Origin of the sequence: Methylobacterium sp., assembly GCF_019745455.1 — a bacterium.
Classification (GTDB): Bacteria; Pseudomonadota; Alphaproteobacteria; order Rhizobiales; family Beijerinckiaceae; genus Methylobacterium.
The window spans coordinates 42153-62483 of sequence record NZ_JAIETD010000063.1 but is presented as its reverse complement, the minus strand read 5'-3'; the positions used below and the strand labels follow the sequence as shown (position 1 = coordinate 62483).

Annotated in this window: 17 protein-coding genes, 1 other RNA gene and 2 pseudogenes; 14 read left to right on the top strand and 6 right to left on the bottom strand. The window is 66.3% G+C overall.

The genetic code is table 11. From position 1 onward, the window contains the following. Positions 1-77 precede the first annotated feature (77 nt). Positions 78-782, bottom strand: a pseudogene (locus tag K2Y56_RS14925) (N-acetylmuramic acid 6-phosphate etherase); the annotation flags it as partial. 272 nt (positions 783-1054) lie between these two features. Here K2Y56_RS14925 and K2Y56_RS14920 point away from each other — a divergent pair. The 5 genes and pseudogenes from K2Y56_RS14920 to K2Y56_RS14900 form a co-directional block, all read left to right on the top strand. Next, positions 1055-1366, top strand: a pseudogene (locus K2Y56_RS14920) (sulfur transferase domain-containing protein); the annotation flags it as partial. Beyond that, entirely contained in the window at positions 1363-1788 is a 426-nt protein-coding gene (locus K2Y56_RS14915) for a YeeE/YedE family protein (RefSeq protein ID WP_366848873.1), read from the top strand. The pseudogene K2Y56_RS14920 and the gene K2Y56_RS14915, both read left to right, overlap by 4 nt. Continuing rightward, positions 1785-2216 (top strand): YeeE/YedE family protein, encoded by a 432-nt coding sequence (locus tag K2Y56_RS14910; protein ID WP_292508907.1) that lies wholly within the window; start codon positions 1785-1787, stop codon positions 2214-2216. The genes K2Y56_RS14915 and K2Y56_RS14910 overlap by 4 nt, the downstream gene beginning before the upstream one ends. 697 nt (positions 2217-2913) lie before the next feature. After that, positions 2914-3600, top strand: coding sequence for a DUF2778 domain-containing protein (locus K2Y56_RS26490; RefSeq protein ID WP_366848870.1), 687 nt, complete (start codon positions 2914-2916; stop codon positions 3598-3600). A 223-nt stretch (positions 3601-3823) separates the two neighbouring features. Continuing rightward, positions 3824-4864 carry a glutamine synthetase beta-grasp domain-containing protein gene (locus K2Y56_RS14900; protein ID WP_292508901.1) on the top strand — a complete coding sequence of 347 codons (1041 nt, stop codon included), beginning with the start codon at positions 3824-3826 and terminating at the stop codon, positions 4862-4864. A gap of 230 nt (positions 4865-5094) precedes the next feature. On the opposite strand, the gene K2Y56_RS14895 is transcribed toward K2Y56_RS14900, so the two are convergent. The 3 genes from K2Y56_RS14895 to pepN all read right to left on the bottom strand — a co-directional run bounded on the left by K2Y56_RS14895 (position 5095) and on the right by pepN (position 11332). Next, complete coding sequence (locus tag K2Y56_RS14895) at positions 5095-6036, bottom strand: glutaminase (RefSeq protein WP_292508899.1); 942 nt, start codon at positions 6034-6036, stop codon at positions 5095-5097. Between the two features lie 79 nt (positions 6037-6115). After that, entirely contained in the window at positions 6116-8515 is a 2400-nt protein-coding gene (locus tag K2Y56_RS14890; protein WP_292508897.1) for a PAS domain-containing sensor histidine kinase, read from the bottom strand. Positions 8516-8695: 180 nt separating this feature from the next. Further along, a complete protein-coding gene (pepN, locus tag K2Y56_RS14885) occupies positions 8696-11332 on the bottom strand; it encodes an aminopeptidase N (RefSeq protein ID WP_292508893.1) in 2637 nt (878 codons plus the stop codon). A 174-nt stretch (positions 11333-11506) separates the two neighbouring features. Between pepN and K2Y56_RS14880 the strand changes: the two genes are divergently transcribed. Next, complete coding sequence (locus K2Y56_RS14880) at positions 11507-11947, top strand: VOC family protein (protein ID WP_292508891.1); 441 nt, start codon at positions 11507-11509, stop codon at positions 11945-11947. Between the two features lie 30 nt (positions 11948-11977). On the opposite strand, the gene K2Y56_RS14875 is transcribed toward K2Y56_RS14880, so the two are convergent. Together K2Y56_RS14875 and K2Y56_RS14870 are read right to left on the bottom strand one after the other, a co-directional pair. Continuing rightward, a complete protein-coding gene (locus tag K2Y56_RS14875) occupies positions 11978-12349 on the bottom strand; it encodes a tRNA-binding protein (RefSeq protein ID WP_292508888.1) in 372 nt (123 codons plus the stop codon). Positions 12350-12385: 36 nt separating this feature from the next. After that, a complete protein-coding gene (locus K2Y56_RS14870) occupies positions 12386-12562 on the bottom strand; it encodes a hypothetical protein (RefSeq protein WP_292508885.1) in 177 nt (58 codons plus the stop codon). A gap of 178 nt (positions 12563-12740) precedes the next feature. Here K2Y56_RS14870 and rnpB point away from each other — a divergent pair. From rnpB to K2Y56_RS14830, 8 genes are all read left to right on the top strand, one after another. Further along, positions 12741-13133: RNase P RNA component class A (gene rnpB / locus K2Y56_RS14865), an RNA gene on the top strand. Between the two features lie 278 nt (positions 13134-13411). Further along, positions 13412-14464 carry a 16S rRNA (cytosine(1402)-N(4))-methyltransferase RsmH gene (gene rsmH, locus K2Y56_RS14860; RefSeq protein WP_292508882.1) on the top strand — a complete coding sequence of 351 codons (1053 nt, stop codon included), beginning with the start codon at positions 13412-13414 and terminating at the stop codon, positions 14462-14464. Beyond that, a complete protein-coding gene (locus tag K2Y56_RS14855) occupies positions 14461-14895 on the top strand; it encodes a hypothetical protein (RefSeq protein ID WP_292508880.1) in 435 nt (144 codons plus the stop codon). The genes rsmH and K2Y56_RS14855 overlap by 4 nt, the downstream gene beginning before the upstream one ends. Positions 14896-14899: 4 nt before the next feature. After that, entirely contained in the window at positions 14900-16744 is a 1845-nt protein-coding gene (locus K2Y56_RS14850; RefSeq protein ID WP_292508877.1) for a penicillin-binding protein 2, read from the top strand. Beyond that, positions 16741-18201 carry a UDP-N-acetylmuramoyl-L-alanyl-D-glutamate--2,6-diaminopimelate ligase gene (locus K2Y56_RS14845; RefSeq protein WP_292508874.1) on the top strand — a complete coding sequence of 487 codons (1461 nt, stop codon included), beginning with the start codon at positions 16741-16743 and terminating at the stop codon, positions 18199-18201. The genes K2Y56_RS14850 and K2Y56_RS14845 overlap by 4 nt, the downstream gene beginning before the upstream one ends. Before the next feature lie 43 nt (positions 18202-18244). Then, entirely contained in the window at positions 18245-18544 is a 300-nt protein-coding gene (locus K2Y56_RS14840; RefSeq protein WP_292508871.1) for a BrnT family toxin, read from the top strand. Between the two features lie 10 nt (positions 18545-18554). Next, the gene (locus K2Y56_RS14835; RefSeq protein WP_292508868.1) at positions 18555-18851 is read left to right on the top strand and encodes a CopG family antitoxin; all 297 of its coding nucleotides are present in this window, start codon (positions 18555-18557) and stop codon (positions 18849-18851) included. Continuing rightward, complete coding sequence (locus K2Y56_RS14830) at positions 18848-20284, top strand: UDP-N-acetylmuramoylalanyl-D-glutamyl-2,6-diaminopimelate--D-alanyl-D-alanine ligase (RefSeq protein WP_292508865.1); 1437 nt, start codon at positions 18848-18850, stop codon at positions 20282-20284. The genes K2Y56_RS14835 and K2Y56_RS14830 overlap by 4 nt, the downstream gene beginning before the upstream one ends. Positions 20285-20331: the final 47 nt, after the last annotated feature.

Sequence of the window (20331 nt, the reverse complement as noted above, 5' to 3'; positions counted from 1 at the left end):
AGCCGCATGGCCCGATGGCCACCCCAATCCCCGCCAAAGCGGTCCTCGAATTTACACCTCGTCCGCGGACGCTACCTTGCGATGCCCCGAGCCCTCAGCTTCTGGTTCGTCGCACGCATCGCAATCATCCGTCCGCGATAGACGTGGCCAAGCCGGATCATGATCAGGGTCGACAGTAGGTTCAGCACGATCTTCTGCGCCGTTCCTGCCTTCATCCGCGTAGAGCCGGCGATACCCTCCTCGCCAGTAGCCACTAAAATCGGATGAGCGCAGTTCTGGAGGATTGGAGTGTCGGGGTTATTGGCGACCCCAATGGTCAATGCACCACGAGCGCGAGCACTCTGCAAAGCTGCGAGCGTGAACGGCGTTGTGCCACTGGCTGAAAGCCCGATGACAACGTCATCTGGCCCGATTTCAGCATCTGCGATCCACGCCACCGCTTCATCCGTTGAGTCTTCTGCGCCTTCCACAGATCGCAAAATCGCACTGTCGCCACCAGCGATGCCGAATCTGAGCCGCTCTTCAGGCCAATTGAAGGTGGGTGGTAGCTCCACGCCATCCTGGACTCCGATGCGAGCCGAAGTCCCCGCTCCGACATAAACGAGACGCCCATCTCCGCGCAGGCGGGACTCCGCATCTTCAGCAGCCGCTGCGATTGCACGGAGAGCTGGACCGATGGCGGCGGCCGCCGCGAGTTGGCCTTCCCAAAGCGTATGGAGGATGTCGAGGCTTCCCCAGGCGTCGAGGTCGACGTAACGATCTCCGGAAGCCTCGGTGTGCATTTTCTCACGCCCCTATTTACAGGATCCGGATCGGCTCCGTCGCGGTCGCTGTCCTCAACGCAGGGTGACACGCCCGGTTCTACGAACGTCCGCAGGCGGACATCGCGTTCCGATCTTCCCAGAAACCTTGGTTTGCCGAAACGCCCATTCGTTCGATGATCGCCCGGTCACGCGCCACCGGTTGGAGCGGGCTTCGATGAAGGTTCCTCTGGTGGTCCCGTTTCATGGAGGAATATTGCTCCGGGCCACTGTAAAAAGCGGCACAGCCGGGTTCCGCGGCCGAACGCGTCGCCGCCTGGGGCGCCGGGCTCGCCAATGGAGACCTTCCGGTCACCGGAGGTAAAATCAAAAGCGAGGATGTCGTGCGTATCAGGGATGTCGTCGAAACCGCGCCTGCGCCCGTCCTCGCCCATTGTCGCGGCGGTACGCGCTCCCTCACTCTTCACGTACTCGGCGAAGTTCTCGATGGACGGATGCGTTGGGAGGATGTGCTGGCCTATGGTGCCGATCTCGGGTTCGATCTGACTGGCGCCTCCACATGGTTGAACCAGCACGCGCCGAAGCAGGCCGAGGAGACGTCATGAGCGCGGTCTTGAGCTCCTTCCTGCCGTCCCTCGCGGGCGGGCTCCTCATCGGGCTGTCGACCGCGATGCTGCTCCTGCTCAACGGCCGGATCGCGGGTATCAGCGGCCTCGTTGCCGGACTGGCGCGGGATCGCGGTGAGCGGCGCCTCGCCGACATCGCCTTCGTGATCGGTCTCCTGTTCGGGCCGCCGCTCTTTGCCGTCGCGACGGGGGCTTGGCCCGTGATGCGGATCGAAGCCTCGCTGCCCATGCTGGCCATCGCCGGGATGTTCGTCGGGTTCGGAAGCCGCCTCGGTTCGGGCTGCACCAGCGGGCACGGCGTCGCCGGACTTGCTAGGCTCTCGCCACGCTCGATCGTTGCGGTCGGCACCTTCATCGCCAGCGGGATGGCCACCGTCGCCCTGATGGGGACCGCCTCGTGAGCCCGGCCCGCCTCCTCTCCGCCCTTGCCTCCGGGCTCGTCTTCGGCTTCGGGCTGTCGCTCTCGGGCATGCTCGACCCGGTCAGGGTGCGCGGCTTTCTCGACGTGACGGGACGCTGGGACCCGAGCCTGATGGCGGTGCTCGCCGGCGCCGTCACCGTGTCGGCGATCGGCTACCTCACCGTTCGCCGCATGCCGCGCCCGGCCTTCGGCGGCCGCTTCGAGGTGCCGTCGAACCGCCGGATCGATCCGCCCCTCGTTCTCGGTTCCGCTCTGTTCGGGATCGGCTGGGGGCTCGCCGGCCTCTGCCCCGGGCCGGCCGTGGCGGCGCTCTCGACAGGCGCCTTGCCGGTCATCGTGTTCGTCTTTGCGATGCTTGCCGGAATGGTCCTGCAGCACGGCATCGCGGTCTGGAAGAGCGCTTCTTGAACCCTGACGAAACCGATTGCAGGCTGAGACCGCTGTCGTGAGCAACACCCGAAAGGTCGTTCGAGAACCCAATCCTTGGCTCGAATCGGGCCATCTTCGCCGCGTTTGCCGTAGAATCGCGGTGGACCGCTTCAGGCAAGATTAACCAAGTCGGCGCTTACTCGAAGCCGCAGAACGTCATTCCCTCCCTCGACGGCAACTACCGATTCCGTGTCCGGCGCGCGATGCGTCCGCGCGGATTCGGCTGGCCAAAGGCGGCCTAAGCGGGACATGTGTATCGAGTAGGGTTCCGATGACCTTTGTCGCGCTTCGCTCAAGCCGCTACCCTCGGCTGGAACGCCGCCGCCGCCGCAATCGGGCAATACTCGGCGTCTCCCTGGTGACCCTCACCCTCTTGGGTGCACAAATCGCCGGCCAGGATCGGACGGAGCCGCACGCACCCGAAAGCGTCGCAACTGCCCCCGAGGCAGCACTTACCCGATCCGTCCCGGCCGACCACGCTTGGATGCTCGATCCTTCGCCTATCCTCGGAGGCGAAGGCTCTCGCGCCGTCCTGTCCACGCCACTATCGCCCGGATTCCATCTGCCTGCTCCGGCAGCTCAGCCGATAGAGCCCCGATCGGCTGAAGCGCAGAAGCCGACCTTAAGCGAGCCCGAGCAACTCGCCGTCTCCGTTCCCTTACCCATTCCGCTCCCGGTGCCACGGCCGCCGGAATTCCGGCGCGAGCCGGTCACGGTCACCGCCCGGCTGACGCGCCGCCCGGTCATGCCCTCGACGCAGAGCGTCTTCCGCGCCGCCCGGTCGGAGGAGCCGTCCCTGTTCGACCGCATCTTCGGAGATTCGCCCGCTCCCTCGGCTCTCGGCTACGCTGCCGTCGACCCGGCGCCGGAGGATTCGCGTCGCTCGCGGCTCGTGCCCGCGCCAGTTCCGAGCGATATGGCGGGAACCGCGGTCTACGACATCACCGCCCAGCGGGTGACGCTCCCCAGCGGCGAGGTGCTCGAGGCTCATTCCGGCCTTGGGCCCAGCATGGATAATCCGCGCAACGTCCATCTCACCATGCGGGGTTCGACGCCGCCGGGCATCTACGACCTACGAGAGCGCGAGGCCCTCTTCCATGGAGTGCGGGCAATCCGCCTCAACCCGGTTGGCGGTCCGGCGGCGATCCACGGACGGGTCGGCCTCCTCGCCCATACCTACATGCTTGGTCCGAGCGGCGCCTCGAACGGTTGCGTCGTGTTCCGCGATTACCATCGCTTCCTCCAGGCGTACCTTCGCGGTGAGATCCGGCGCCTCGTCGTGGTGGCCGGAAATGGTCAGGACGGACCGCCCGCGAATGGACGCCGATACGGCATGGCTGGACGCTCGGCCAGGGGCGGCTGAGGCGCCTCCTTCCCCATCCATCCAAGCGTGCACTCGAACGGACTCCCGAGAGGCATGGGCCGCCGCGTGGCAAGGCCCGAGGCATGGTTTGACCTGTTACCACGGCCGCGTCGCTCCAACCCCTCTGGCATAACAAATGCTACCGGTCCGGCCGCCGTCGATGGCGACGTGCGCTCTGGGGTTTCATTCTGCTTCGCATCGCTAACGGACGAGAGATTCGAAAATGACGAAATACAAACTGGAGTACATATGGCTGGATGGCTACACTCCGGTGCCGAACCTTCGCGGTAAGACGCAGATCAAAGAGTTCGACAGCTTTCCATCCCTCGAGCAGCTCCCGATCTGGGGTTTCGACGGCAGCTCGACGATGCAGGCCGAAGGCGGCAGCTCGGATTGCATGCTGAAGCCGGTGCGTCATTTCCCCGACAGCACGCGCAAGAACGGCGTTCTGGTGATGTGTGAAGTCATGATGCCAGACGGCAAGACCCCGCACCCGTCCAACAAGCGCGCCACCATCCTCGACGACGAGGGCGCCTGGTTCGGATTCGAGCAGGAATACTTCTTCTACAAGGACGGCCGTCCGCTCGGCTTCCCCGCCTCGGGCTACCCAGCCCCGCAGGGTCCCTATTACTGCGGCGTCGGCTACAAGGAAGCCGGCTCGATCGCCCGCAAGATCGTCGAGGAACACCTCGACCTCTGCCTCGACGCCGGCATCAATCATGAGGGCATCAACGCCGAGGTCGCCAAGGGCCAGTGGGAATTCCAGATTTTCGGCAAGGGCTCCAAGAAGGCCGCCGACGAGATGTGGGTTGCCCGCTACCTCCTTCAGCGCCTGTGCGAGAAGTACGAGATCGACATCGAGTACCATTGCAAGCCGCTCGGCGACACCGACTGGAACGGCTCGGGCATGCATGCCAACTTCTCGACGGCCTACCTGCGCGAGACCGGCGGTAAGGCCTATTTCGAAGCCCTGATGGCAGCCTTCGACCAGAACCTCCAGGATCACATCGCCGTCTACGGCCCGGACAACCATCTACGTCTGACTGGCAAGCACGAGACGGCGCCTTGGAACAAGTTCAGTTACGGCGTGGCCGACCGAGGCGCCTCGATCCGCGTGCCCCACAGCTTCGTCAACAACGAGTACAAGGGCTACCTGGAAGATCGCCGCCCCAACAGCCAGGGGGACCCCTACCAGATCGCTTCGCAGATCCTGAAGACGATCTCCTCGGTACCGACAGGGACCGAAATCTCCGCTGCGGCCTGACGACCTGATCGATTGTCCGTCACAAGGGGGGGCGAGGCGTAGGCTTCGCCCCCTCTTTTTCTGCAGAGCGAATAAACGGAATCGAGGGGTCGAGACGCCGTGACGCGATTTCATGCACCCATGTGTTGATCGCGGCGCCAGATCAGGCAATGGCCGAAATCATGTGCGAAATATCCGCTGTTTGATCGCGATCTAGCCAATGTGCCTATTTATCAGGCATCCGATCCGCTCTATCCAGCAAAGATCGACCAGCCCATTCGCTTAGTCAGAAGCTCGAGGGCGATGCGCCCGAGGTGAGAATTACCCGCTGCGTCCAGACCAGGTGACCAGACAGCGATCGAGGCCCTGCCTGGCGCGATCGCGAGGATGCCGCCGCCGACGCCGCTCTTGCCCGGGAGGCCGACGCGGTAGGCGAACTCTCCCGACCCGTCATAGTGGCCGCAGGTCAGCATCACCGCGTTGATGCGCAGGGCTCGCTCCGGCTGCACCACAGAGAGGCCGGTAGTGGGATTGCGTCCGGAATGGGCGAGGAAGCGGCCGGCCATGGCGAGTTGGCGGCACGACATCGCGATGGCGCAGTGATGGAAGTAGACCCCGAGGGTGAAGTCTACGGGATTGTCGATGACGCCGAAGGATTTCATGTAGTTGGCCAGCGCGATGTTGCGAAAGCCCGTCCGAAGCTCAGAGGCCGCCACCTCCTCGTCGATGATGATGCTGGTGTCCTGCGCCAGGAACTGCATGAAGCGCAGGATCTCTCCGAGCGCCTCTCGCGGCTGATGGCGGGACAGGATCAGATCGGTGACGGCGATGGCGCCGGCATTGATGAAGGGATTGCGCGGGATGCCGTGCTCGCGCTCGAGCTGGACGATCGAGTTGAAGGGGCTGCCGGAGGGTTCGCGTCCGACCCGCCGCCATAGCCGGTCGCCGACCATGCCGAGTGCCAACGTGAGGGTGAAGACCTTCGAGATGCTTTGGATCGAGAACGGCGTCTCGCTGTCGCCTCCGACGGCGACGTGACCGTCCGAGTCGATGACGGCGATGCCGAAGGCATTCGCGTCGGCTCGCGCCAGTTCCGGAATGTAGGTGGCGACCTCGCCGCGATCGGTTCGCGCACGCATCTCCGCGGCGATGTCTCTCACGACCTCGTCGAGGTTCGGGGTTGTGCGGTTCATGTGATCTCGGGAGAGCGGAGCAGGCCCGGCTGCGGTGCAGGCCGCCTCGTGCAACTTTCGTTCTCGCCGAGACCGACGTTCAGGCGCCGACCGTGTTCCGGCGTTCCACCGGCCGCCTGCTCGCACCGGCGGCTTCGCGCAGCGAGGCGACGGTCTCCTGCGTCGCCTGGAAGGCGAGTTCCTGGAGGCGCTCGGGGGTCGTGGCCGGAAGGCGCACGAGGATGATCGTGCCGATGCCCTCCTCCGAGCGAATGCGCAGGGTCCCACCATGCAGTTCGGCCATGGAGCGGGCGATCGCCAGTCCGAGGCCGGATCCCTTGTAGCTGCGGGTCAGGTTGTTCTCGACCTGCTGGAATGGAAGGCCGAGCTTGGGCAAGGCCGCCTTCGGGATTCCGATCCCGGTATCGACGATGAAGATGTTGACGGCATCTCCGGCGGGCTTTGCCTGGATGATGATGCGGCCGTTGCTAGGTGTGAACTTCACCGCGTTCTGAAGCAGGTTGACGAGGATCTGCTGCAGCGCCCGCTCGTCAGCAAGTATCGACAGGGCGGGTCTGACGCAGATGTCGAGCGCGAGCGATTTGGCCTTGGCCGCCTCGACCACCATTCTCAGCGCGGCGTCGACCGCATCGGCTACGACGACCTCGCGCACCGCGAGCTTGACCTTGTGCGCCTCGATCCGCGACATGTTGAGGATGTCGTCGATGACCGAGAGCAGGTAGTCGCCGCTCGAACGGATGTCGCGGCAGTAATCGGCATAGCGCGGCGAGCCGAGCTTTCCATAGACCTCGCTCGCCATCAGCTCGGCGAAACCGATGATCGCATTGAGCGGCGTGCGCAGCTCGTGGCTCATATTGGCGAGGAACTCGGATTTCGCCTGGCTGGCACCCTCGGCCTGCGCCTTCTGGTCGAGATATCGCTCGGCGAGGTCGGCAAGCTGCTGGGTCTGGAGTTCCAACGTACGCCGCGAGCGCTTGAGGTCGCGGACCGTGGCCATCAGTTCCCGTTCGGAGGCGACGAGCTGCTCCTGATTGAGCTTGAGATTGGTGATGTCGGTTCCAACCGAGACGTAGCCGCCGTCCTTGGTGCGCCGCTCGCTGATCTGGAGCCAGCGGCCATCGGTGAGTTCCGCCTCGAAGGTGCGTGCGGTAGCGCAAGCCGATTCGATATCCCGCAATTCGCGCCGCACCGGCGGTAGCGCCCCTCGGCCCATGATCTCGTGGTAGCGCCGGCCGGGAACGGCATCCTCTGGCTTCAGCGCATGAAGGTCGCGGAACTTCGAATTGCAGAGAACGAGCTTGTTGCTCGTGTCCCAAAGGACGAAGGCCTCCGAGATCGCCTCGACCGCGTCGCGCAGGCGCATGTCCGCCGTCGCGTTCGACTCGGCGAGATGCCGCTGCTCGGTGACATCGAGGGCGATGCCGACGAGGTGCCGGCCGCCATCCACCGCATCCGGAACGATCTCCGCACGCGTGCGCAGCCAGATCCAAGCGCCGCCCGCTCCCCGGACCCTGAACTCGTGGTCCACCGTCGACTCGCTGGCGGCGAGTTGTCGGGCGAGGCTGTAGAGATCTCCATCCTCGGGGTGAACCAAGGCGTTGACGTCGCCGAAAGACAGGAATTCGCCCTCGCGGGTATAGCCGAGGAGCGCATACATCGAGTCTGACCAATAGATCCGCCCGCGTGGGATGTCCCAGTCCCACAACCCGCAGCGTCCGCGGCCGAGCGCCGTGTCGAGGCGTGTCTTGATCTGTTCGCAGATTTTGTCGCTGGCCCGGGCTCGCCGGGTCTGCAGGGTATAGGCGAAGCCGATGCCGACGATCACCAGCGCCGAGGCGGACAGAAGGGTCGTTTGCGTCCGTGCCCGGCTGCTCCAAGGCGCCATGACATCAGAGAGCGGCTGCAGCACGGCGACCTGCCCGCGGCCCATCGGCAGGCTCTTGAGGGCAGCGATTACGGTCTCGCCTTGCGGCAGAGTCAGCGTCATTGCTCCGGCACGCTCTCCGAGGATGCTGAGCGGGTGTGAGGCGCCGAGGTAAACCGTAAGCGTACCGGCCAACTCAACCGTAGCGGGGTGTGCCCCGACGATGCGATCCTGAGGGTCCACCAGGAGGAGGCGACGCCCCGATCGCAGGATATCAGCGGGGAGCAACTCGCGCAGGCGGCTTCTCACCTCTCCATCGGTCGCCGGCTGCGTCGCGCTCCCCATGCCGGAGAAGCCTGCGGCTGCTAGATTAGCGAAAGTTTCGATGTCGGAGGTCGCGGTGCGCACCGCTTCTTCGCGCTGGCTCTGAAGGTGGAGGAAAACGACCGCCGCCAAGCTGGCGAGAAAAATGGCGATGACGAGGGGAACGGCATAGCGGAGCCAGTTCTCCATCCGCGCGAGCCGCGCATGCATGGCCGTCATCGGTCTGGGGATGCCGAGGATCGTATCCACGCGCGCAGATGCGCCGAGGGAAGCGGACTCCGCCTCCAGCATATCAGGCCTCGCACTGTCGGTGAGTCGTTCGCTACGGGGGAGCGAGTCACGCTCCGAATCGCCTCAAATAGACATTTCCACAGGCGATTTGTCCACGTCTTTCTCTCGGAAATTTCTCGATCGGACTGCCCTTGGCGGGAATGGTCCCTGACCGATGCGATCAGAAAAATCCCTCCTTAATCAGAGCGTTGGCTCTTCGATCAGGGTCCGCCCAAGGATATCGGCGACGTCGCGCGATCGCAGGTTCTCTTCACGCAGCCGATCGAGAGTCGATTTTGCAACAGCGCGTCGCCCCGGTTCGAGGCTGCGCCATGAACCGAAGGCGGTCAGCAGACGCGCGGCGAGCTGCGGATTGATGGCGTCGAGGTCTTTCACCACCCCCGCCACGAGGGCGTAGCCCTGGCCGTCGGGGCGGTGGAACTGCGTCGGGTTGGCGAGGCTGAAGCTGCCGATGAGGGCGCGGACCCGATTCGGGTTCGTCATCGTGAAGGCCGGGTCGGCCTTCAGGGCTGCAATGCGGCTGAGGGTCTCCTCCTCGGGAATCGTCGCCTGAAGGGCAAACCATTTATCGAGGACGAGGGGATCGCTTCTGAAGCGCGACGCAAAGGCGGTGAGCGTCGCCTCGCGCGGCTGACCCGGAATCGGCGCGAGGGTCGAGAGCGCCGCCAGCATGTCGGTCATTGTCGTGGCGTGACCGAACTGTTCGGCGGCGAGAGCGGCACCCGTGTCAGGATCGCCGGCGGCGATGAGGTCGAGGGCGAGGTTGCGCAGCGCGCGCCGTCCGGCGGCTGCCGCATCGGCGCTGAACGGTGTGCCCGGCGGCTCAGCCAGGGCGTCCCGCAGAGCGCGGAGGCGCGGTGCCAAGTCCTGTCCCATCTGCCGGCGCAGGGCGGCCCTAGCTTCGTGGATCGCCTGCGGGTTGACCTCGAAGCCGATTTCGTTGGCGATGTCTCCCTCGCTCGGCAAGCTCGCCATCGTGGCAGCGAAGGCCGGGTCCGCCAAAGCTTCGGCGTCGAGGAATGCTGCCATCGCCGTGACGAAGGCCTCCGTCTCCTCCGAGACGTCGCTGCCGCGGGTGCGCGCGACAACGAGGTGAAGCGCGATGCCCTGCGCCGCCTGCCAGCGGTTGAACGGGTCAGGGTCGTGGCGCAGCAGCGTCAGGTTCTGGTCAGTGGTCGCAGCAAAGCTGAGCTTCACCGGCGCCGAGAAGCCGCGCAGCAGCGACGGCACCGGCTCATCGTCGACATCGTGGAAGATGAGGCTGTCGGATACCGACTCCAGCACGAACACTCCGTCGGCGATGCGCTCGCTCTGGGCGTGATCGAGGGGGCCGTCGCGGCCGACGAGACCGATTGCGATCGGGATGACGAGGGGCGGTCCGGGTGGTCCGGCAAGGCTCTGGCGCAGATCGAGGTGGTAGGTCCGCGCGGCGGCATCGTAGTGCCCTTCCGCCGAAAGGGTCGGGGTGCCCGGCCTGTCGTACCAGCGGGCGAAGGCCGAGAGATCGCGGCCGGTGGTCTCGGCGAAGGCGTCGAGGAAATCCTCCACTGTCGCCGCCCTGCCATCGTTCTTCGCGAAGTAGAGATCCATGCCGGCGCGAAAGGCGGGCTCGCCTGACAGGGTCCGCAGCATCCGGACGATCTCAGCTCCCTTCTCATAGACGGTGGCCGTGTAGAAGTTGTTGATCTCGGCATATTGCCGGGGCCGGACCGGGTGGCGGAGGGGGCCCGCATCCTCTGGAAACTGCCGCGCGCGCAGGGTGCGTACCTCCGCGATGCGGTGGACCGGCCGGGAGCGCGTATCGGAAGAGAATTCCTGGTCTCGAAAGACCGTCAGGCCCTCCTTCAGGCAGAGCTGGAACCAGTCGCGGCAGGTGACCCGGTTGCCCGACCAGTTGTGGAAGTACTCGTGGGCGATGATCGCCTCGATGTTGGCGTAGTCCGCGTCGGTTGCGGTCTCAGGGCTCGCGAGAACGAATTTGTCGTTGAAGATGTTGAGGCCCTTGTTCTCCATCGCGCCCATATTGAAGTCGGAGACGGCGACGACGTTGAACACGTCGAGGTCGTAGGCGCGCCCGAAGGCCTCCTCGTCCCAAATCATCGAGCGGGCGACGGCATCGAGGGCGTAAGTCGCGCGGTCGGCCTTGCCGGGCTCCACGTAGACCGCGAGTTCCACGTCGCGCCCTTCCATCGTGGTGAAACGGCGCTCGACCTTGTCGAGGCGACCGCCGACGAGCGCGAAGAGATAGGCGGGCTTCGGATGAGGGTCTTGCCAGACCGCGTAATGACGAACCGGCCCGGCCATCCCTGCCTCGACCCGGTTACCGTTGCCGAGCAGCACCGGCGCTTCGTCGAGCTCCGCTTCGAGACGGGTGATGTAGACCGCCATCACGTCGGGCCGGTCGAGGAAGTAGGTGATTCGCCGGAAACCGTCGACCTCGCATTGCGTGCAATAGACGCCGTTCGAGCGGTAGAGCCCCATCAGCTTGGTGTTGGCGCTGGGGTTGATCCGCGTGGCGATGCGCAAGGTGAAGGGGCCTTGCGGCGGGTGCAGGATCGTCAAGCTCGCCGAATCGACCTCATGGGAATCCGGCGCGAGGGGCTGGCCGTCCAGGTCCAGCCCGGTGAGGACGAGATCCTCTCCATCGAGTATCAGCGGTGCCTCGGCGCGGCCTTCGGGATTCGGCCGTAGGGACAGCACCGCGAGAACCCGCGTCTCCGTCGGGTGAAGCGCTACGTCGAGGCTGACCCTATCGATCAGGAAGTCGCTCGGGCGGTAATCCTCGAGGCGGATCGGGGAGGGCGTGTCGGTGCGCATCTACGTCTCTGCTTCCCCGGGGCTGCAACCGAAATCCTACCTCATCCGGCCTCGCCGGAAGAGGTGTCGCTTTCGCACGGGGCATTGCCCACGCGGCACGGCATCACCGCTCGCCGTTGACGAGTCATGGTCCCGGAACCAGATAGCGCGGCATCAGCGGAGACACCCAAACCCATGGAATACCTGCACACGATGGTCCGCGTGGCGGATCTCGACAAGGCGCTCGCCTTCTACGTCGACACCTTCGGTCTGAAGGAAACCCGCCGGATCGAGAACGAGAAGGGACGCTTCACCCTGGTCTTCCTCGCCGCTCCCGGTGACTACGAGACCGCCAAGGTGACGAAAGCGCCCCTGGTCGAGCTGACCTACAACTGGGATCCTGAGACCTACTCGGGCGGGCGCAATTTCGGGCACCTCGCCTATCAGGTCGACGACATCTACGCCTTCTGCCAGCACCTGCAGGAAAAGGGCGTGACCATCAACCGTCCGCCTCGCGACGGCTACATGGCCTTCGTGAAGTCGCCGGACGGCATCTCGATCGAGATCCTGCAGAAGGGCGAGGCGAAGCCCCCGCAGGAGCCCTGGGCCTCCATGGAGAATATCGGCAGCTGGTGAGGCGCGCCGGGCACATGAAAGTGATCCCGATCAGAACAGCCGACTGCCGTCCGGCACCGGCTGGTCCGGGCGAAACAGTATGACGGCTCCCTGCGTATCGGCAAAACCCACGGTCAGCACTTCCGACATGAACTTGCCGATCTGACGCGGAGGAAAGTTGACCACGGCGGCGACCTGCCGTCCCACGAGATCCTCAGGCGCGTAGTGCTCTGTGATCTGGGCGCTTGATCGCTTCCTGCCGATGACGGGGCCGAAATCGATCAGGAGCTTGAGCGCGGGCTTTCGCGCTTCCGGGAACGGCTCCGCGTCGACGATGGTGCCGACGCGGATGTCTACGGCCAGAAAACCATCGAAGTCGATGACCGGCGCGGGGGGTGCCGCCGCGTCGTGGTTCACATGCATGGAAGTTCCGATCGTCCTGTCTTCATTGACGGCGCGTCATTCCGATGCCGCCTCGCTGACCGGGGTGATGCCGAGTTCCGCCAACTTGGCGGACACGATCTCGACGGGGCGCTTCAGTTTCAGGCTTATCAGGGAGACCGGAAAGCCCTCGCGCGCCAAGGTCCTGAGGGTCTGGACGCTTTCGAAAGTCCAGGCGGAGTCGCTCGGTGCCATGGTCATCTCCTCGCGTGTATCTCGAGGCCGGCGCGGAAGAGCGAGGCCTCCGTTACGGGCGAGCTAGGTCCGAACCCGTGGCCGAGCAAGCGATTGCCCGATATTCCCGCATGCCGCCGCGATAGGCACGCGCTGCTCCTTGACCTTTCGCGCCGGCGCGGCGCACACCCGCGTCGGATCAGTCGGCCGGGCGGCCGCTCCGGTGCGAACCGGGGAGGAAAGTCCGGGCTCCATGGAGAGACGGTGCCGGATAACGTCCGGCGGGGGCGACCCCAGGGACAGTGCCACAGAGAGCAGACCGCCCTGTCTTCAGGGTAAGGGTGAAAGGGTGCGGTAAGAGCGCACCGCGGACGCGGCAACGCGGACGGCACGGCAAACCCCACCGGGAGCAAGACCGAATAGGGGCGACACGCCTGTCTTCGAGAGGAGACATGCAGGCCCGCTCTCCAGGCTCGTCGCCCGGGTTGGTTGCTCGAGGCGGTCGGCGACGATCGTCCCAGAGGAATGGCCGCCACGTCCGGAAGCTTGCTTCCGGGCCCTACAGAACCCGGCTTATAGGCCGGCTGATCCGCTTGGTTGCAGAACGAAGACGAGCCTTGCCGCGCTCTCAGGGGTGACTCGGTTTGTCCGACGCTTTCCTGCGTAAAGGTTACGCTCGGTTAACCTTGCTGAGGTCTGATCGCGCTCGGGCCGGACCATCGCGGCCGTTGCGTTGACGATGCTCGGAAGCCCATGGTACCCGCCACCATCCCGTCAGCGGCGAACTTAGCCTGGGCTGCGCCGCCGCGGTCCCTGTCCGATGCGGGGACGCATGCATTTGTCGATCGCTCTTTTCCGCGCCGCGCGCCGATGAAGCGCCCCCGTGCACCTCTCCCACGCACCGCAGACGGCGCGCCGCATGTCCCCGTCCTCCTCGCCGAGGTAATCGAGGCCCTGGCGCTGCCGGGCGCGGCTATCGCGGTCGACGGTACCTTCGGGGCGGGCGGCTACACCCGCGCCATGCTCGCCGCAGAGCCGAACCTCCGCGTGATCGCCATCGACCGCGATCCCGGTGCCATCGCCGGGGGCGGCGATCTCGTCGCGGCCTCGAAAGGCCGACTCAGCCTCGTCGAGGGCCGTTTCGGCAAGCTCGACGATCTGCTGGCAGCGCAAGACGTCGACGCCGTCGATGCCGTCGTCCTCGATATCGGTGTCTCTTCGATGCAGATCGACCAGCCCGAGCGCGGCTTTTCGTTCCGAAACGACGGCCCCCTCGACATGCGCATGGCCCGGTCGGGTCGCAGCGCCGCTGACATCGTCAACGACACCGACGAGGCGGATCTCGCCGACATCATCTTCCACTACGGCGAGGAGCGCCGCTCGCGCGCCGTCGCCCGCGCCATCGTCGAGGCGCGCAAGGCCGGGCGGATCGAGTCCACGGCGGCGCTCGCCGGGATCGTGGCGGGCGTCGTCTGGGCCGACCCGGCGAGCGGCATCCACCCTGCGACCCGCACATTCCAGGGCCTGCGCATCGCCGTGAACGATGAACTCGGCGAGCTTGTTCAGGCGCTGCACGCGGCAGAGCGCATCCTCAAGCCCGGCGGGCGGCTCGTCGTAGTGACGTTCCACTCTCTCGAGGACCGGATCGTGAAGCAGTTCCTCACGATCCGCAGCGGCCGGGCTGCGCAGGGCTCGCGTCATCTGCCCAGCCAGAGCGCCGGTCCGGATGCCAGCTTCACGCTTGCCACCAAAGGTGCGGTGCTGCCGAGCGAAGCGGAGACGCGCGCCAACCCGAGAGCCCGCTCGGCCAAGCTCCGGGCCGCGGTTCGGAATGCGACGGCTGCGCCGCCACCGCTCGCCGCCATCGAAGCGCTCGCCGCTTTGCCCGAACGCCCCCCGAGGGGCCGGGGAGGACGCCGATGATCCGCCTCCTCAATCTTCTCGCCGTCGCCGGTTTGATCGGCTCGGCGGGCTATGCCTATTCGACGAAGTACGACACGCTCTACCAGTCGGCCCAGGTCTCCAAGGCGAGAAGCCAGCTCAACAAGGAGCGCCAGGCCATCGCCGTGCTGCGGGCGGAATGGCAGCTCCTCACCCGGCCGGACCGGCTCCAGACGGCCGTGGAGCGCCACCTCGCGCTTGAACCCATCGGCACGGCCCATCTCGGCCGCCTCGCTGACTTGCCGGCGCGGGTCGATCGCGGCGACGAGATCGGCCGCCTGCTCGCCGCCACCGCGACGCCAAAGGAAAAGCCGGGCACACGCGGCGCCGACGAGCCGCGCACCACCGGCTCCATCAACGCGCCTTCAACCCGCACCGTCTCGACCCGCACGCCCACGACGGCTTCGAGGTAGTCCCGTGTCACATCTTCCAGAACACGCTGTCCCCGAAGACGCTGCCCCCGTACACGCCGTCCCCGAGCCGCAACCGGACCTTTCTCAGGAAGCCGCTCCCGCAGCCCTCGCCGAGCCGAAGGCGCGCTCGATCGCCACCGTGATCCGGGCGATGTTCCGCCTCGCGATCGAGCGTTCCTATGCCCGTGTCGGTCTCGTCGGCCTCGGCTTCGCCGTGGTCTTCACGGCCATCGCCGTTCGGCTGATCACGATGGCTGCCTTCCCCGACACCGATAGCGGCGAGCGCCGCGTCGCGGCTTCGGCCGGAACCGCGATTCGCCCCGACATCGTCGACCGCAACGGCGAGATCCTGGCTACCGACATCCGCACGGTCTCGGTCTTCGCCGAGCCGAAGAACATCTACGACAAGGACGAAGCGGTAGAGCTCCTCACCGCGGTCTTGCCCGAGATCAACGCCACCGAGCTTCGGGCCAAGCTCTCGACGAAGAAGGGCTTCGTCTGGGTCAAGCGCGAGATCACCCCGAAGCAGCAGGCCGAGGTCCACCGCCTCGGCATCCCGGGCGTCGGCTTCCTCCCCGACCACAAGCGGGTCTACCCGAACGGTAACGCGGCGGCTCACATCCTCGGCGTGACGAACCTCGACAATGCCGGCATCGCCGGCATGGAGAAGTACATCGACAACCAGGGTGTCAGGGCGCTCAACGAGTTCGGCATCGTCGCCAAGCAGACCGATCTCAGGCCGGTGCAGCTCTCCGTCGACCTGCGCGCGCAATTCGCGGTGCGCGACGAGCTTGCCAAGGGCGTGGCGCACTTCAAGGCCAAGGCCGGCGCCTCGATGATCATGGACGTCAATACCGGCGAGATCATCGCCCTGGTTTCGCTGCCGGATTTCGACCCGAACAATCCCGTCGACGCGCTCACCGACGACCGCATCAACCGCATGAATGTCGGCGTCTACGAGATGGGCTCGACCTTCAAGGCGATGACGCTCGCCATGGCGCTGGATTCCGGCAAGTACAACGTCAACTCAACCTTCGACACCCGCGGCGGCGTCCTGAACTGGGGTCGGCAGAAGATCCACGAGTACCACGGCACCAATCGGGTCATCACCATGCCGGAGGTCTTCACCCACTCCTCGAACATCGGCTCGGCGAAGATGGCCCTCGGCATCGGCGTGCCGGGCCACAAGGCCTTCCTGAAGAAGATGGGGCTCCTCGACCGGATGCGGACCGAGCTGCCCGAGAGCGCCGCGCCGATCGTTCCCTCGCGCTGGACCGAGATCAACACCATCACCATCGCCTTCGGCCACGGCCTCGCGGTGGCGCCCCTCCAGGCGGCGGCGGCGGTGGCGGCGATCACCAATGGCGGCGACCTGATGACGCCGACCTTCCTCAAGACCGACGAGCCCTCGGCGCGCGCCAAGGCGACCCGGGTGCTCAAGCCGGAGACCAGCGAGGCGATGCGCTTCATCATGCGCCTCAACGCGGTGGAGGGCTCGGCCCGGAAGGCATCGATCCCGCTCTACTATGTCGGCGGAAAGACCGGCACCGCTGAAAAGGTGATCAACGGACGCTATGTGAAGAACCGTCTCTTCACGACCTTCATGGCGGCCGCTCCGATGGACAAGCCGAAATACCTGTTCGTGACCCTGATGGACGAGCCCCAGGGCCTCCCCGAATCCGGCGGCTACGCCACCGCCGCCTGGAACTCGGGCGTGGTCACCGGCCGGGTGATCGAGCGCGTCGCTCCCATCCTCGGCCTGCCGCCGCAATTCGAGCCGCCGGTGAAGCCGTTCCCCTTGATGGTGAAGCTCGGCGCCTACCACGCGACGCAGGTCGACGGACGATGAAGGAGCCGACCCTCGGCGACTTGTTCCCAGAGGCTGTCTCCGGCGCGGCGGCAGGCCGGATCGTCCACGGCATCACGGCAGACAGCCGCCGGGTCGTGCCCGGAGGCGTCTTCGTGGCGGTGCCGGGTACCGTCGCCGACGGACGGACCTTCGCCAATGCGGCTTTCAAGGCCGGCGCCTTCGCCATCGTCGGCGAGGGCGAGCGCCCCGCCGATCTTGATTCCGAGGCGGACTGGATCTCCGTGCCTGATGCGCGCCGTGCTCTGGCGCTCGCGGCCGCCCGCTTCTCCGGACCCCAGCCCGAGCGGATCCTCGCCGTCACCGGGACCAGCGGAAAAAGCTCGGTGGCCGACTTCGTCCGCCAGATCCTGCAGCGGCTCGGCCGCAACTCCGCCAGCCTCGGCACCGTCGGCATCGTCACCGCGAAGGGGACGGCCTACGGCTTACTGACGACTCCCGACCCCGTCACCCTTCACGCCACCCTGGCCCAGCTTGCCGAGGACGGCATCACCGATCTCGCGATGGAGGCCTCCTCCCACGGCATCGAGCAGCGCCGGCTCGACGGCGTGCGGCTGTCGGTAGCGGGCTTCACCAATCTCGGGCGCGACCACCTCGATTATCACGCGACCATCGAGGAGTACCTGCAGGCCAAGCTCCGGCTCTTCACGGACCTGCTGCCCGAGGGCGCCTTGGCCGTGGTCAATGCCGACGGGCCCTATGCCGATCGGGTCATCGAGGCTGCGCGGGGCGCCAGCCACGATGTGATGACGACGGGCCGCAACGGCGACACGATACAACTGCTCGACGCGCGGACGGAAGGGTTCTGTCAGATCCTGACCATTGCCGGCTCGCCGAACGTGACGGTTCGCCTGCCCCTCGTCGGCGCATTCCAGGTCGAGAACGCGCTGCTCGCTGCCGGGCTCGTCTCGGCGGTCGTCGACAGCAACTTGAAGCACGTGATCTTCGCCGCCCTCGAACACCTCACCGGCGTGCCCGGCCGCATGGAGCGGGTCGGCGAGGTCAACGGCGCGCTCTGCCTCGTCGACTACGCCCACAAGCCGGAGGCCCTCGACAGCGTTCTCGCCGCGCTTCGCCCCTTCGCGACGGGGCGCCTCACCTGCGTCTTCGGCTGCGGCGGCGACAGGGACCGGGGCAAGCGTCCGATCATGGGCGAGATCGCCGCGAGACTCGCCGACACCGCGATCGTCACGGACGACAATCCGCGCAGCGAGGACCCGACCGCGATCCGCGCCGCCATCCTGGCTGCGGCTCCCGGCGCGATCGAGATCGGCGACCGGGCCGAGGCGATCCGCACCGCCGTTCGCGGCTTGGCGCCCGGCGATGTGCTGGTGGTGGCCGGCAAGGGCCACGAGACCGGCCAGATCGTTGGCGCGACCGTGCTGCCGTTCTCCGACCATGAAGTCCTGCGGGCTGCCATCGTGGAGATGGGCGGCTGAAGCTGGTGACGATGGCTTGGCATCAAGGAATGCTAGGCCGCCTATGACAACCGCATCGAACTTTGGGTGGGATGACGGCAACCGAGCGAAGTGGGAGAAGCATGGGGTCAGTATCGGCGAAATCGAAGATCTGCTCCGTGGCTCGCCTCTCGTGGCGCCCGACGTGAAGCATCCGCAGACGGAGCAGCGCTTCCTCGCCGTGGGACGCAACGCCGAGGGTCGGCCGATCTTCGTGGTCTTCACTTGGCGCGGCACTTCGCATGGCCGGATCATCCGTCCATTGAGCGCCCGCTACATGCACGTCGGGGAGGCGGCGAGATATGAGGCGAGTTCCGGAATCTAAGAGCGACAGGGTGGCGGAGGAGTTCCTGGAGACGGACCTGTCCGATCTCGACTTCTCGCAATTCCAGCCCGTGAACCTCGCGACCGGGCAGAGGAATGCGCAGGTGAGCATGCGCGTGCCCGAGCCCCTCCTCGACGCTGTCAAGCTCCGCGCCAAGGCCCGCGGCATCTCCCATGGCCGTTACATCCGCGACCTCATGGAGCGCGATGTCGCCCGCAGGACGCCCGAGGCGCCCCGAGCCGATGGCGTTTCCGCGCGCGACGATACCGCGCGCCAGCCGGCCGAAGAGAGGGGACGGACCCGATGACCGCTTCCACCCTCTGGACTCCCGACACCCTCGCGACCGTCACCGGCGGCACCGTGCATGGCAACCCGAAGCCCATCGCCGGCGCCTCGATCGACACTCGGACCTTGCAGCCGGGCGACCTCTTCTTCGCGGTCAAGGGCGAGGCCCGCGACGGGCATGACTTCGTGCGCCAGGCTCTGGCGCAAGGCGCCGGGATGGCCGTAGTCGCCGCCGGACGTGCCGAGGAGTTCGCGAGCGCAGGCGGGGTCCTCGCGGTTCCCGAGGCTGGCGAAGATCCGGTCCTCGATGCGATGCGCCGCCTCGGCCTCGCGGCGCGAGCGCGCACCGATGCGAAGATCGTCGCCGTTACCGGCTCGGTCGGCAAGACGGGCACTAAGGAAGCCCTGCGCCACGTGCTGGCCGAGCAGGGCCCCACCCACGCCTCGGTCGCCTCCTACAACAATCATTGGGGGGTACCACTGACACTGACGCGGATGCCGGCCGAGGCCGCCTACGGCGTCTTTGAGATCGGCATGAATCACGGCGGTGAGATCGTGCCGCTGTCCGCGCTGGTTCGACCGCATGTCGCCCTCGTGACCACGGTCGAGCCAGTCCATATCGAGCATTTTGCGTCGCTCTCGGCCATCGCCGATGCCAAGGGCGAGATCTTCTCGGGCCTCGAACCCGGGGGAGTCGCTATCATCAATCGCGATAACCCGGCCTATCCGCGCTTGCTGACGCACGCCCTGGCCTCCAGGGCCGGCCGGGTGATCAGCTTCGGCGAGCACGAGGAGGCGGATGTCCGGGCATCTCGCATCGTGACCCGGCCGGACCTGTCGGTGGTCGAGGCGAGCGTGATGGGCGTGCCGGTGACCTACCAGATCGGCACGGCGGGCCGGCACGTCGCCATGAACTCCCTCGGAATGATGGCGGTCGTCCATGCCCTCGGTGCGGATCTCGCACGGGCCGCACTGTCGCTCGCGAGCCTAAAGCCGCCGGTGGGGCGCGGCGAGCGCACTGCGCTGTGGCTCCCCGATGGCGAGGCCTTCCTCATCGACGAGAGCTACAACGCCAACCCGGCCTCGGTCCGCGCCGCGCTGGCGACGCTCGCGGCCGTGGAGACAGGTCCACGCGGACGCCGAATCGCGATCCTCGGCGACATGCTCGAACTCGGCAAGGGCGGCGAGGCGCATCACCGAGATCTCGCGGAGGCCGTCGAGGCGCATGTGGTCGACCACGTTTTCACCGCCGGCCCGCTGATGCGCCACCTGTTCGAGGCGCTGCCGATGAGCCGTCGCGGAATCGCGGCGGCGACCTCCGCCGAGCTCGTCGACCCGCTCCTCGATTTCCTGCGCCCCGGTGATGCCGTGATGGTCAAGGGCTCGAACAGCATCCGCATGGGCCGGATTGTCGAAGCGCTCAAAGCCCGCTACGCGAGCCGCCAAGCCCCGTGAGTCGTCCGCGACGACGGCCTAGGCGACCCCGCACCGATCCGCAACCG

Coding starts and splice junctions, on each gene's coding strand:
- K2Y56_RS14915 (WP_366848873.1), top strand. CDS start 1,363: ATGAGCGCGGTCTTGAGCTCCTTCCTGCCGTCCCTCGCGGGCGGGCTC.
- K2Y56_RS14900 (WP_292508901.1), top strand. CDS start 3,824: ATGACGAAATACAAACTGGAGTACATATGGCTGGATGGCTACACTCCG.
- K2Y56_RS14895 (WP_292508899.1), bottom strand. CDS start 6,036: ATGAACCGCACAACCCCGAACCTCGACGAGGTCGTGAGAGACATCGCC.
- K2Y56_RS14890 (WP_292508897.1), bottom strand. CDS start 8,515: ATGCTGGAGGCGGAGTCCGCTTCCCTCGGCGCATCTGCGCGCGTGGAT.
- pepN (WP_292508893.1), bottom strand. CDS start 11,332: ATGCGCACCGACACGCCCTCCCCGATCCGCCTCGAGGATTACCGCCCG.
- K2Y56_RS14880 (WP_292508891.1), top strand. CDS start 11,507: ATGGAATACCTGCACACGATGGTCCGCGTGGCGGATCTCGACAAGGCG.
- K2Y56_RS14875 (WP_292508888.1), bottom strand. CDS start 12,349: ATGCATGTGAACCACGACGCGGCGGCACCCCCCGCGCCGGTCATCGAC.
- K2Y56_RS14870 (WP_292508885.1), bottom strand. CDS start 12,562: ATGGCACCGAGCGACTCCGCCTGGACTTTCGAAAGCGTCCAGACCCTC.
- rsmH (WP_292508882.1), top strand. CDS start 13,412: ATGAAGCGCCCCCGTGCACCTCTCCCACGCACCGCAGACGGCGCGCCG.
- K2Y56_RS14855 (WP_292508880.1), top strand. CDS start 14,461: ATGATCCGCCTCCTCAATCTTCTCGCCGTCGCCGGTTTGATCGGCTCG.
- K2Y56_RS14845 (WP_292508874.1), top strand. CDS start 16,741: ATGAAGGAGCCGACCCTCGGCGACTTGTTCCCAGAGGCTGTCTCCGGC.
- K2Y56_RS14840 (WP_292508871.1), top strand. CDS start 18,245: ATGACAACCGCATCGAACTTTGGGTGGGATGACGGCAACCGAGCGAAG.
- K2Y56_RS14830 (WP_292508865.1), top strand. CDS start 18,848: ATGACCGCTTCCACCCTCTGGACTCCCGACACCCTCGCGACCGTCACC.